11 protein-coding genes are annotated in these 12,019 nt (G+C 66.5%); 1 reads left to right on the top strand and 10 read right to left on the bottom strand.

Going from position 1 to position 12,019, the window contains the following annotated elements; translation table 11 throughout:
• Nucleotides 1-63: 63 nt before the first annotated feature.
• The 9 genes from hflC to BGI51_RS09895 form a co-directional block, all read right to left on the bottom strand.
• Nucleotides 64-933, bottom strand: a complete 870-nt coding sequence (gene hflC, locus BGI51_RS09935; protein ID WP_017642910.1) for a protease modulator HflC — start codon at nucleotides 931-933, stop codon at nucleotides 64-66.
• Nucleotides 933-2,120, bottom strand: a complete 1,188-nt coding sequence (gene hflK, locus BGI51_RS09930) for an FtsH protease activity modulator HflK (protein WP_158891391.1) — start codon at nucleotides 2,118-2,120, stop codon at nucleotides 933-935. Before hflK ends, hflC begins: the two co-directional genes overlap by 1 nt.
• Nucleotides 2,121-2,218: 98 nt before the next feature.
• Entirely contained in the window at nucleotides 2,219-3,523 is a 1,305-nt protein-coding gene (hflX, locus tag BGI51_RS09925) for a ribosome rescue GTPase HflX (protein ID WP_158891393.1), read from the bottom strand.
• Between the two features lie 20 nt (nucleotides 3,524-3,543).
• Entirely contained in the window at nucleotides 3,544-3,789 is a 246-nt protein-coding gene (gene hfq, locus BGI51_RS09920) for an RNA chaperone Hfq (protein WP_007161156.1), read from the bottom strand.
• A gap of 87 nt (nucleotides 3,790-3,876) precedes the next feature.
• On the bottom strand, nucleotides 3,877-4,857 hold the full coding sequence (miaA, locus tag BGI51_RS09915) for a tRNA (adenosine(37)-N6)-dimethylallyltransferase MiaA (RefSeq protein WP_187980999.1): 981 nt from the start codon (nucleotides 4,855-4,857) through the stop codon (nucleotides 3,877-3,879).
• Between the two features lie 42 nt (nucleotides 4,858-4,899).
• A complete protein-coding gene (gene mutL, locus BGI51_RS09910) occupies nucleotides 4,900-6,798 on the bottom strand; it encodes a DNA mismatch repair endonuclease MutL (protein WP_187980998.1) in 1,899 nt (632 codons plus the stop codon).
• A complete protein-coding gene (locus BGI51_RS09905) occupies nucleotides 6,791-8,221 on the bottom strand; it encodes an N-acetylmuramoyl-L-alanine amidase (RefSeq protein WP_187980997.1) in 1,431 nt (476 codons plus the stop codon). Before BGI51_RS09905 ends, mutL begins: the two co-directional genes overlap by 8 nt.
• A gap of 38 nt (nucleotides 8,222-8,259) precedes the next feature.
• Nucleotides 8,260-8,721 carry a tRNA (adenosine(37)-N6)-threonylcarbamoyltransferase complex ATPase subunit type 1 TsaE gene (gene tsaE / locus BGI51_RS09900; protein ID WP_187980996.1) on the bottom strand — a complete coding sequence of 154 codons (462 nt, stop codon included), beginning with the start codon at nucleotides 8,719-8,721 and terminating at the stop codon, nucleotides 8,260-8,262.
• Complete coding sequence (locus BGI51_RS09895; protein ID WP_187980995.1) at nucleotides 8,709-10,196, bottom strand: NAD(P)H-hydrate dehydratase; 1,488 nt, start codon at nucleotides 10,194-10,196, stop codon at nucleotides 8,709-8,711. The genes tsaE and BGI51_RS09895 overlap by 13 nt, the downstream gene beginning before the upstream one ends.
• A gap of 61 nt (nucleotides 10,197-10,257) precedes the next feature.
• On the opposite strand from BGI51_RS09895, the gene queG reads away from it, so the two are divergent.
• Complete coding sequence (queG, locus tag BGI51_RS09890) at nucleotides 10,258-11,322, top strand: tRNA epoxyqueuosine(34) reductase QueG (RefSeq protein ID WP_187980994.1); 1,065 nt, start codon at nucleotides 10,258-10,260, stop codon at nucleotides 11,320-11,322.
• A 16-nt stretch (nucleotides 11,323-11,338) separates the two neighbouring features.
• Here the strand turns inward: queG and BGI51_RS09885 are convergent, their stop codons facing one another.
• Nucleotides 11,339-12,016 (bottom strand): DUF2931 family protein, encoded by a 678-nt coding sequence (locus tag BGI51_RS09885; protein ID WP_187981301.1) that lies wholly within the window; start codon nucleotides 12,014-12,016, stop codon nucleotides 11,339-11,341.
• Between the last annotated feature and the right edge of the window lie 3 nt (nucleotides 12,017-12,019).

The raw sequence follows: 12,019 nt of genomic DNA, 5'->3' as shown, positions 1-12,019 counted from the left end.
ACGAAAAAATCGGCGATCGGGGATGAACGACGAGCGAAGCCTAGCCGTCGTTCATCCCGGACCTCACTGCCCCGGACTCTGGAAATACTTGAAGAAATCGCTCTTCGGATCCAGCACCAGGACATCGCTCTTGCTGGAGAAGCTGGAGCGATAGGCCTGCAGGCTGCGATAGAAGGAGAAGAACGACGGATTCTTCGAGTAGGCCTGGGAATACACCTGGGCCGCCTGGGCATCACCCTCACCGCGAGCCTGTTCGGCCTGGCGATAGGCTTCGGCCAGCAGCACGCGGCGCTGACGATCGGCGTCGGCACGGATGCCTTCGGCCAGTTCGCGACCCTTGGCACGGTGCTCACGGGCTTCCCGTTCGCGCTCGGTACTCATCCGCTCATAGACGCTGCGACTGACTTCCTTGGGCAGGTCGATGGCCTTGACGCGCACGTCCAGTACCTCGATACCCAGCTCCTGGTTGGCCATCTTGTTCAGCGCCGCGGTCAGCGAACCGACCATGGCGTCCCGCTCACCGGAGACCACCTCATGCAGGGTGCGACGACCGAACTGGTCACGCAGTCCCGCTTCCAGGCGGCGCAGCAGGCGTTCGTCGGCGATCTGCTTGAGGCCCGAAGTCGCGGTGTAGTAGCGATCGGCATTGAAGATGCGCCACTTGGCGTAGGCATCGACCATCACCGCTTTCTTTTCCAGCGTCAGGAAACGCTGCGTCGGGGTATCCAGCGTCTGCAGGCGGGCATCGAACTTGCGTACCCGGTTGACGTACGGGATCTTGAAGTGCAGACCGGGCTCCAGGTTGGGCTCGACCACACGACCGAAGCGCAGCATCACCGCGCGCTCGGTCTCCTTCACCACGAACAGACTGCTCCAGGCCGCAAGGCCCAGAACGACCACGACGATCAGCGCGGCCAGCGATTTGTTGCTCATCAGCGGCTCTCCCTCGTACGCGCTTCGGTGGACTGCGGCAGATTGCGAATGACCGAGGCCGCCGTGTCGCTCGATGCCGCCGGGGCAGCACCGCTGCTGATGGCCGAGGTCGGTGCCGGGGCACGGTTCTGCATCAGCTTGTCGAGCGGCAGATAGAGCAGATTCTGGCCGGCCTGACCGGTGACCATGATCTTGCTCGACTGGCCAAGCACTTCCTGCATCGTCTCGATGTACAGACGCTCGCGGGTCAGCTGCGGATTGGCCGCGTACTGGACCGCCAGCTGGCTGAAGCGCGAGGCATCACCCTGGGCACGAGCCACGACTTCGTCGCGATAGCCGTTGGCTTCCTCGATGATGCGCTGGGCAGCACCGCGAGCCTCGGGGATCACGCCATTGGCATAGGCTTCGGCCTGGTTCTTCTCGCGCTGCTCATCCTCGCGAGCACGGATCACGTCGTCGAAGGCTTCCTGAACTTCACGCGGCGCCGCCGCGCTCTGGATGTTCACCTGGGTCACCGTGATGCCGGTGCCATAGGTGTCGAGGAAGCGCTGCAGACGCTCGCGCACATTGGTGGCGACCTGCTCGCGGCCGTCGGTCAGCAACTGATCCATGGTCGAGGAGCCGGCCACGTGGCGCACGGCGCTGTCGGTCGCCTGCTGCAGGCTGACCTCGGGCTGGTCGACGTTGAGGACGAAGTCCTTGAGGTTGGTGATGCGGTACTGGACGGTCAGCGGCACCTCGACGATGTTCTCGTCCTGGGTCAGCATGGCGCCCTGCTTGCTGTAGGCCCGCTCACGGGTCACGTTTTCCTGGTACTTGGTCTCGAAGGGCGGGAAGTAGATGTTCAGGCCGGGCCCTACCGTCTCATGGTATTTGCCCAGGCGCAGCACCACCGCCTGCTCCTGCTCGTCCACGACGTAGACGGCGTTGTACAGCCAGAGCGCGCCGACCAGCAGTACGCCCAGGAGCAGCAAGCCCTTGCCACCACCCGAGCCGAAACTGTCGCCGCCACTGCCGCCGGACCGCTTCTTGCCGCCGACCAGGCGGTTGATGCGGTCCTGAAACTTACGCAAGGCTTCGTCGAGATCCGGCGGCCCCTTGCGTCCACCATTGCCGCCACCGTTGTTGTTGCGGCCGCCCCAGGGGTCTTGATTGTTCGAGTTGCCACCGGGCTCGTTCCAAGCCATAGCGCTCTCCCTACTGATAACGCGAAAACGCGCCGAAATGGCGCGCCGACCAATGCTACCGGATGGTCCCTGCCCGAACAAAAGCGCCGAGCGGGGGTTTATTGCAAAACATGTTGCTGGATAAAGACTTCCGGTTCTTCACCGGCCCGGCTGAGCAGTCGATTGAGTTCGGCGCGGGGTACTCGTACAGACAACAGGATGTTGCCTTCGTCATCATGATCGTCCTGGCGAACCACGCCCAGGTCGAACAGCTGCGCGCGCAGCCGGGCATGTCGCTGAGGCAGGCGCAGCACGCCGACGAAGAGATCCTCGCCAAGCAATTCGGCGACGGCCTGACCGACCAGCTCCAGACCGCGACCTTCGCGCGCCGACACCCACACCCGGATCGGGCGTCCGGTTTCGTCGTCGCGCTGGATATGCGGCTCGACCCCGTCGAGCAGATCGAGCTTGTTGTAGATTTCCAGCATCGGCAGCTCATCGGCGCCGATTTCGTGCAGCACCGCCTCGACCTGCTCGATCTGCAGCTGGCGATCGTCCTCGTGGGCATCGATCACGTGCAGCAAGAGGTCGGAGTTGCTGGATTCCTCCAGGGTCGCGCGGAACGCCTCGACCAGCTTGTGCGGCAGATGGCGGATGAAGCCCACGGTATCGGCCAGCACGATCGGCCCCAGATCCGGCAGCTCCAGACGGCGCAGGGTGGGGTCGAGGGTGGCGAACAGCAGGTTGGCCGCATAGACGCCGGATTCGGTGAGGCTGTTGAACAGGGTGGACTTGCCGGCGTTGGTATAACCGACCAGGGACACCGAGGGGATCTCGGCCCGCCGACGCCCACGACGGGCCTGCTCGCGCTGGCTGCGCACCTTGTCCAGGCGCTGGCGGATCTGGCGGATGCGGATCCGCAGGAGACGGCGGTCGGTCTCCAGCTGGGTTTCACCCGGACCGCGCAGACCGATACCGCCCTTCTGCCGTTCGAGGTGGGTCCAGCCGCGTACCAGCCGCGTGCTCATGTGTTCGAGCTGGGCGAGTTCCACCTGCAGCTTGCCCTCGTGGGTCCGGGCGCGCTGGGCGAAGATATCGAGAATGAGGCCCGTGCGGTCGAGGACGCGGCACTCGAAGGCTTTTTCGAGGTTGCGTTCCTGACTGGGCGTGAGGTCATGGTTGAAGATGACCAGATCGGCGGCATGGGCGTGCACCTGATCGTGCAGTTCCTCGACCTTGCCGGTACCGATGAGATAACGCGCGGTCGGCTGACTGCGATTCACCGTGACGAAAGACACGGTCTCCGCACCCGCCGATCGCGCGAGTTCGAGAAACTCCTGAGGATCTTCGCGCGCCTCGGGATGCAGGCCTTCCAAATGGACCAGAATGGCCCGCTCACCACCTTCGTGACGCTCGAAGAACAACAGGGCGCTCCTCTTGTTATTTATTCGCTATCCGACTCGCTCGTCTCGGAGCTGGGCAGACGGACCGGGCGGCTCGGCACCACGGTGGAGATTGCATGCTTGTAGACCATCTGGCTGACGGTGTTCTTGAGCAGAATCACGAACTGGTCGAAGGACTCGATCTGACCCTGCAGCTTGATACCGTTGACGAGATAGATGGAAACCGGAACGCGCTCTTTACGCAGGGTGTTCAGGTAAGGGTCTTGTAGCGAATGCCCTTTTGACATCGTGTCGCTCTCCTAAGGAAATGAAAATACCGATCTGGCGACATGCCAGTTTCCGCTGCCCACCATGGACACGCGGACAAAAACGATTCAGCTGTGGAGCGATATGGTGTCACCGGCCAGGCATTTCAAGATCCGCGGCAGATTGTCACAAGCCAGGCTGTCGAAGCTGTGCGCGGCGGGCCAGCCACGCAACCAGGTCAACTGCCGCTTCGCCAATTGCCGCGTCGCCGCAACGCCACGCGCCACCATCTCTTCCCGCGTGCATTCCCCTTCCAGGAACTCCCACACCTGACGATAGCCTACGGATCGCATGGACGGCAGACCAGGATGCAGATCGGGACGTTCCCGCAAGGCTGAAACTTCGTCGATGAAGCCCTGTTCCAGCATCAGATTGAAGCGCTCGGCGATACGCGCATGGAGCACCTCACGCCGACCGGGCGCCAGGATCAATTGGGCCACAGTATAGGGTAATTGCGTCTGGGGCGCGCCGTTCGAATCGGCATTGGCGCTCATTTGCAGCGCGCGATGCGCGGTCATCGACTGACCGCTGACCCGATACACCTCGAGGGCGCGCAGGAGCCGCTGGGGGTCGTTGGGATGGATGCGCGCGGCCGACACCGGATCGACCTCGGCCAGTTGCCGATGGATCTCGCCCCAGCCCGCCGTGGCCGCCAGCGCCTCGATCTCAGCGCGCACCCCGGCATCGGCCCCCGGCATGTCGGCCAGGCCTTCGAGCAGGGCCTTGAAGTAGAGCATGGTGCCGCCCACCAGCAGGGGGATGCGTCCGGCCGCGGTGATCTCGGCCATGGCCGCCAGGGCATCGGCCCGAAATTCGGCGGCGGAATAGCTCTCGGCGGGATCGCGGATGTCCACCAGCCGGTGCGGATGGGCGGCCAGCAGCTCGGCGTCAGGTTTGGCGGTGCCTATGTCCATGCCGCGATAGATGAGCGCCGAGTCCACGCTGATCAGCTCTATGGGCAGCAGCCGTGCCAGTTCGATGGCGAGATCGGTCTTGCCGGAGGCGGTCGGGCCCATGAGGAAGATGGCGGGCGGCAGGGGGGCGGTCATGAGGGATTCTCGAAGGGCGCCGGGCGGGACACGGCGGGGCGGTCAGCGGCCGCGCAGGAAGAGTTTGTCCAGGTCGTCCAGGCTGAGCTGGGCCCAGGTGGGGCGACCGTGGTTGCACTGGCCGCTGCGCTCGGTGGTTTCCATGTCGCGCAGCAGGGCATTCATCTCCGGCAGGGTCAGCCGCCGGTTGGCGCGTACCGAGCCATGGCAGGCCATGGTGCCGAGCAATTCGTTGAGGTGCGCCTGGATGCGATCGCTGGTGCCATAGTCCAGCAGGTCGGCGAGCACGTCCTGCACCAGTCGCGCGGCCTGGGCCTGCTTGAGCAGCGCGGGGATCTGCCGGATGGCCAGGGTCTCGGGGCCGAGCCGCTGCAATTCGAAGCCAAGGCGCTCGAACCACTGGCCGTGCTCTTCGGCGCAATCGGCCTCGCGCTCGCTGACCGCCAGGGATTCCGGCACCAGCAGCGGCTGACCGCGCAGGCCTTCGCTGGCCATGGCCACCTTGAGCCGCTCGTAGGTGATGCGCTCGTGGGCGGCGTGCATGTCCACCAGGATCAGGCCCTGGGCATTCTCGGCGAGGATGTAGATGCCCTTGAGTTGCGCCAGGGCATAACCCAGCGGTGGCACGTCGCCCTGCTCCACCGGCAGGGACGCGGCTTCGGCACCCTCCGGCAGCGGCGCGAAGAAGGCCTTGTAGGCGCTCTGCACCTCGGCCACCGGCGCACCCGCATAGGGCTGCGGGGTGGGACTGTAGTGCGCGGCACCACCCGCCCCGCCGCCACCGGCGAAGGGCTGGGCCGGCGGCGGAGGGCTGTCGTGCAACATGGCGGCGGCCAGGCGCATCTCGCCCTGGGGGCCGAATTCACCGGCGGCCGGACCGCTCAGCGGCGCCGGGGCCGTGGGCGCCACCACGGCGAGCTGGTCGTCGGGACGGATATCGCCGAGGGCGCGGTGCAGGGTGCCGTAGAGGAAGTCGTGCACCTGGCGGCTGTCGCGGAAGCGCACCTCGTGCTTGGTGGGATGGACGTTGACGTCCACCACCGCCGGATCCACTTCCAGGAATAGCACGAAGGCCGGGTGGCGGCCGTTGTAGAGAACGTCGCGATAGGCCTGGCGCACCGCATGGGCGACCAGCTTGTCGCGCACCATGCGGCCGTTGACATAGAAGTACTGCAGATCCGCCTGGCTGCGCGAAAAGGTCGGCAGGCCGACCCAGCCCCACAGGCGCAGACCGTTACGCTCGTGCTCCAGCGGCAGCGCCTGTTCGAGAAAGGCCGGGCTGCAGACCGCGCCGACTCGCCGCCCCTGACTCTGGGGATCGCTCGCCGGATGCAGGGCCAGCACGCTCTTGCCGTTGTGTCGCAGATGAAAACCCACGTCGAAGCGCGCCAGCGCCAGGCGCCGCACTACTTCCTGCAGGTGATCGAATTCGGTCTTTTCGGCACGCAGGAACTTGCGCCGCGCCGGGGTATTGAAGAACAGGTCGCGCACCTCCACCGAGGTGCCCTGGGGATGCGCGGCGGGCTGCACCCGTGGCTGCATCTCGCGGCCTTCGGTCTCCACCTGCCAGGCCTGGTCCTCGCCGCGAAAACGCGAGGTCAGGGTAAGGCGCGACACCGAACTGACCGACGCCAGGGCCTCGCCGCGAAAGCCCAGGCTGGTGACGCTTTCCAGTTCGTCCAGGTGATAGATCTTGCTGGTGGCATGGCGCGCCAGGGCCAGGTGCAGGTCATCCGCCGGGATGCCATGCCCGTCGTCGCGGATGCGCAGCAGCTTGACCCCGCCCTGCTCCACCTCGATATCGATGCGCCGGGCACCGGCGTCCAGGCTGTTCTCCAGCAGCTCCTTGGCCACCGAGGCGGGGCGTTCGACCACCTCGCCGGCAGCGATCTGGTTGGACAGCCGCGGGCTGAGCAGCTGGATGCGCCGGGGTTCAGTCATTGCTGGCCGCCAGTTCATGGGTGGGGATGGTCAACACCTGACCGGAGCGGATGCGATTGCCGCGCAGCCCGTTGGCGGCGCGCAGCGTGGAGAGGTCGACATCATAGCGACGGGCGATGAGGCTCAGGCTTTCGCCCGGCTGCACCCGGTGCTGATCGAAGCCGCGCACGCTGCCGACCTTGTCGCCCCGCTGCTCGCGCTGCCAGGCCAGGTAGGTGCCTGGCGGCGGACGATGCTGGAAGTACTGCACGATACCGGCCTGGATCTGCCGGGCGAGCAGGCCCTGGTGCGCCGGACTGGCCAGCTTGGCCGACTCGTTGGCATTGGTGATGAAGCCGGTCTCCACCAGGATCGAGGGGATGTCCGGCGACTTCAGCACCATGAAACCCGCCTGCTCCACCCGCGAATGCAGGAGCTTGGTCGCGCGTCCGACCTGACCGAGGATGGTCTGGCCGACCTCCAGGCTGGAGGCCACGGTGGCTGTCATGGACAGGTCCATGAGCACCCCGGCGAGCATCGGGTCCTTGTTGTCCAGGGCATCCGACACCCCGCCGACCTGGTCGGAGCGGTTTTCCGCATCGGCCAGCCAGCGCGCTGCCTCGGAGGTGGCGCCGCGCTGGGACAGGGCGAAGACGGTGACGCCCTCGGCGCTGGCGCTGGGCGCGGAGTCGGCATGGATGGAGATGAACAGGTCGGCCCCCTTCTTGCGGGCGATGACCTGTCGTTGGCGCAACGGGATGAAGTAGTCGCTGGTGCGGGTCAGCTCGGCGCGAAAGCCCCTCTGTCGGTTGAGATTGGCCTGCAGCTGCTTGGCGATGGCCAGCACCACGTTCTTCTCGTACAGCCGGCCGCGGCCGATGGCGCCCGGATCCTCACCGCCATGACCGGGGTCGATCACCACCACCACGTCGCGCTTGCCACTGGTGCTGGAGGGCAGACGGGTCGCCGGCTGGGCCGGGGTCACCGGGGTGGCCGGCAGATTGGGCGTGACCGTGGCGGGGATGTCGCTGGTGGCAGGGTCGGTGCCCTGGTCGTAGAGATCGACCACCAGGCGATTGCCGTATTCCTTGTTGGGCGCCAGGGTGAAACTCTTGGGCGTCAGGGCACCCTTGGTGTCCAGCACCAGGCGCACCTCGCCCGGCGAACGCTGGGCCGCCCGCAGGCCGGTGATGGGGGTGTTGCGCAGCGGCTTTTCGTTCAGCCCACCGTCGAGCTGCGCGCCGGACAGGTCGATGACGATGCGATCCGGGGCACTGAGGGTGAAGACGCTGGCCTTGACCGGGCCGGTCAGATCGAACACCAGACGGGTATTGTCGGGCGCGCGCCAGACGCGCATACCCTTGATCTGGGTGGCGGCCAGCAACTGACTGCTGAGAATCAACAACAACAGGCCGAGTCCCGACCTGAAAAAACGCTTGCGCATGCCTGCGACCGTATAGCTGGAGAACGAGGGATCGGCGCCTAGGGCGCGAGGGCGGCGCACCAGGCCTCGCCGTGAGCGCCCTGGCTGACCAGGCGTATATCACGGCCGTCGGCGCGTGGCGTAATGGTAATGTCCAGGTCCGGCTTTGGCAAAAAGCCCTGACCGCGCTCGGGCCATTCCACCAGGCACAAGGCCTCGGGTGTGAAGTAGTCGCGAATCCCCATGAATTCCAGTTCTTCCGGATCGGCCAGGCGGTAGAGGTCGAAGTGATAGACCGCACCGCTGGCCAGTTCGTAGGGTTCGACCAGGGTGAAGGTCGGACTCTTCACCGCCCCGCCATGGCCGAGACCGCGCAGGATGCCCCGCGACAGAGTGGTCTTGCCGGCACCCAGATCGCCGTGCAGATAGAGCACGCCGCGACCGCCGCTGGCCTGGGCCAGGCGGGCACCCAGGGCATACATGGCGTCTTCATCGGCGGCGTGCAGGGTCAGTTCAGGCATGGCTGGAGTTCCTCGAGCAACTGGCGGGCGACCGGGGGCAGATCGCTGGCGGCGAGACCGCGGCCCTGGCGACCCAACTCGGCACCGGCACGGCCATGCAGCCAGGCGCCCAGACAGGCGGCCTCGAAGGGCGCCAGCCCCTGCCCCAGCAGGGCGGCGATGATACCGGTGAGAATGTCTCCCAGGCCACCCGTGGCCATTGCCGGGTGCCCCTCTCCGCACAGCGCCATGCGCCCGTCCGGGTGGGCGATCAGGGTGCCGAAGCCCTTGAGCAGCGCCACGCCGCCGTAGCGCCGCGCCAGTTCGCGGGCGCTGCCGGGACGATCGGCTTCGATGTCCTTGATCGAGACCTCCAGCAGCCGCGCCGCTTCGCCCGGATGGGGCGTCATCACCCAGGGCCCGCGTGGCGCCTCGACCACCCCGGCGGCCAGCAGATTGAGGGCATCGGCGTCCCAGACCTGGACGACGTCCAGCGTCGCGGCGGCACTGGCCAGGGCCTTGCCCCAGGCGCCCTGCCCCAGGCCCGGTCCGACCGCGAGCACATCGGCCTTCTTGGCCAGCTCCAGCACGGCGAAACTGGAGTGCACCCCGGCGACCATGACCTCCGGCCGCCGCGCCAGCACCGCGGTCACATTGGACGGCCGGGTCGCCAGGCTGAGCATGCCCACGCCGCAGCGCAGCGCCGCCTCGCTGGTCATGATGGCTGCGCCACCAGTACCTTCGTCGCCGCCGATCACCAGCAGATGACCGTACTGCCCCTTGTGCGCATTGAGCGGGCGCGCCGCCAGGCGTGGCAGGTTGCCGGGTGCCAGGCGCTGGGCGGTGGCATGAGCAGGATTCTGCGGCTCCTCCATCAGCGGCTCGAATACCAGACTGCCGACGTGATCCGGCCCCTTGCCGGTGAACAGCCCCAGCTTGAGACCGATGAAGGAGATGGTCAGGTCGGCGCGTACCAGCGGACCTGCAGCGGCGCCGGTGTCGGCATCCAGTCCGGACGGCAGGTCGATGGCCACCACCGGCAGTTCGCTGGCGTTGATCCGCTCGATGGCCGCGGCATAGGGCTCGCGTGCGGCGCCCTTGAGCCCGGTGCCCAGCAAGGCATCGACCACCAGCCCCTCCAGCGGAGCGTCCGCGCGCCAGGGCTGGATATCCACGCCGGCAGCGAGGGCCTCGGCATGGGCCTGGGCAGCATCGCCCTGGAGTCCGGCCGGCTCGGCCAGGTGCCAGACCCGCGCCCGCCAGCCGGCCTTGCGCGCCAGCGCAGCGACCAGATAGCCGTCACCGGCATTGTTGCCGCCGCCGGCCAGCACGCAGAGGGCGCCGGCATGGGGCCAGCCGTGGCGTAACGAGCGCCAGGCGGCGGCCGCCGCGCGTCTCATCAACTCGATACCGGGCAGACCGCCGGCGATCAGTTGGGCGTCGAGATCCCGTACCTGCTGGGCGCTGTAGAGCTGGAACGGCAGTTCGTCGTGCATGCTGGGAAAGCCTCCGGAGTCTGGCAAAATAGGCGGCCCTCCTGCCTGTGCGTTCCCGTCGATGTCCGCTGTCGCTCTCGATCTCGCCGCCCTGGCCGACCTCATCAAGACCTGGGGTCGGGAATTGGGCTTTCAGCAGACCGGCATCGCCGGGCTGGATCTGGCACGTCACGAGGAACATCTGGAGCGCTGGCTGGCCGCCGGTTTCCACGGCGAGATGGACTATATGGCCGCGCACGGCAGCAAACGTTCGCGACCGGCCGAACTGGTCCCGGGGACCCTGAGGGTGGTTTCCCTGCGCATGGACTACCTGCCCGGCGACACCCGCATGAGCGAGCGCCTGGCCGACGGTGCGGCCGCCTACGTCTCGCGCTATGCCCTGGGCCGCGACTACCACAAGCTGATCCGCAAGCGCCTGCAACAACTGGCCGAGCGCATCCAGGGCGAGATCGGCCCCTTCGGCTATCGCGCCTTCGTCGACAGTGCGCCGGTGCTGGAAAAGGCCATCGCCGAACAGGCCGGCCTGGGCTGGATCGGCAAGAACACCCTGGTGCTCAATCGCAAGGCCGGCAGCTGGTTCTTTCTCGGCGAACTCTTCGTCGATGTGCCCCTGCCGGTGGACGAACCGACCCCGCGCGATCACTGCGGCACCTGCCGCGCCTGCCTGGATATCTGCCCGACCCAGGCCTTCGTCGGCCCCTATCAGCTCGACGCCCGGCGCTGCATCTCCTACCTGACCATCGAGTTCAAGGGCTCCATCCCGCTGGAGCTGCGGCCACTAATCGGCAACCGGGTCTTCGGCTGCGACGACTGCCAGCTGGTCTGCCCCTGGAATCGCTTCGCCAAGCCGACTGCCGAAGGCGATTTCCAGCCGCGCCACCGCCTGGACAGCGCCAGCCTGGCCGAACTGTTCCGCTGGACCGAAGCCGAATTCCTCAGCCGCACCGAAGGCTCGCCCCTGCGCCGCGCCGGCTACGAGCGCTGGCTGCGCAATCTGGCCGTCGGCCTGGGCAATGCCCCCACCAGCATCCCGGTAGTGGAAGCCCTGAAGCTGCAGCGCGAGCATCCTTCGCCCCTGGTGCGCGAGCACGTGGAATGGGCGCTGCAGCGGCACGGCGAGGCCTGAGCGGCAGGCTAGACGTTCAGGGCTCTACCGTGGTGTAGGGGATCGGTGCCCACCAGCTGCCGTAGGGCACTCCGTACTCGTTGACATAGCGCTTGACCACCGGCGACAGCGGTCGGTACTTGCCGCCCGACTTGCCACCATAGGGCCCCTTGGATTCGATCTCGGCCTGGAGGGTCAGGACTTCGATGGGATCGAGGCAGGGGCCCATGATCCAGACCTTGACCACCCCGCCGGGCGCCAGGCCGATGGTTAGGGCTTCGCGATAGTCGAAGTGGTAGCCGCTCGGACACTGGCCCGGGATACGCTCGACCATCTTTGCCCTGGCCCAATCGGGGATGGTAAACAGTGCGTGATAGGTTTGAGGCTCGACCATGGATTGCCAACGTAGGGATACGACATAGGGCAGATCCAGGCCGGTCAGAGTACGGCCTTTGCCTGAGCCGATTCGCCTGGGCCAACCTTTGGCGGTAGCCGAAAGACTAGCCGGCTCCCCCATGGCGACCACTCCGCCCATGGCATTGGGAAAGATACGCCCACTGTTGTCGCCAATATTGGCCTGCTCCAGCCAGACCTCCATATAGTTAGGCGCCAGAAAGCCGAGGTACCAGGCGTCATAGGGCAGCTTGTTCGCGGTGTCAGACTGACAACCCGCCAAGCTCAGTAGCAGGCCAATAGCCAACAACCAGCGACTCATCGC

The organism is Pseudomonas oryzihabitans (assembly GCF_014522265.1).
In the GTDB taxonomy this organism is placed as follows: Bacteria; Pseudomonadota; Gammaproteobacteria; order Pseudomonadales; family Pseudomonadaceae; genus Chryseomonas; species Chryseomonas aestiva.
This window is presented reverse-complemented; position numbering and strand designations above follow the sequence as displayed.

What these genes read in the sequence shown, in the direction of transcription:
- hflC (WP_017642910.1), bottom strand. Translation starts at nt 933, where the DNA reads ATGAGCAACAAATCGCTGGCCGCGCTGATCGTCGTGGTCGTTCTGGGC.
- hflK (WP_158891391.1), bottom strand. Translation starts at nt 2,120, where the DNA reads ATGGCTTGGAACGAGCCCGGTGGCAACTCGAACAATCAAGACCCCTGG.
- hfq (WP_007161156.1), bottom strand. Translation starts at nt 3,789, where the DNA reads ATGTCAAAAGGGCATTCGCTACAAGACCCTTACCTGAACACCCTGCGT.
- miaA (WP_187980999.1), bottom strand. Translation starts at nt 4,857, where the DNA reads ATGACCGCCCCCCTGCCGCCCGCCATCTTCCTCATGGGCCCGACCGCC.
- mutL (WP_187980998.1), bottom strand. Translation starts at nt 6,798, where the DNA reads ATGACTGAACCCCGGCGCATCCAGCTGCTCAGCCCGCGGCTGTCCAAC.
- BGI51_RS09905 (WP_187980997.1), bottom strand. Translation starts at nt 8,221, where the DNA reads ATGCGCAAGCGTTTTTTCAGGTCGGGACTCGGCCTGTTGTTGTTGATT.
- tsaE (WP_187980996.1), bottom strand. Translation starts at nt 8,721, where the DNA reads ATGCCTGAACTGACCCTGCACGCCGCCGATGAAGACGCCATGTATGCC.
- BGI51_RS09895 (WP_187980995.1), bottom strand. Translation starts at nt 10,196, where the DNA reads ATGCACGACGAACTGCCGTTCCAGCTCTACAGCGCCCAGCAGGTACGG.
- queG (WP_187980994.1), top strand. Translation starts at nt 10,258, where the DNA reads ATGTCCGCTGTCGCTCTCGATCTCGCCGCCCTGGCCGACCTCATCAAG.
- BGI51_RS09885 (WP_187981301.1), bottom strand. Translation starts at nt 12,016, where the DNA reads ATGAGTCGCTGGTTGTTGGCTATTGGCCTGCTACTGAGCTTGGCGGGT.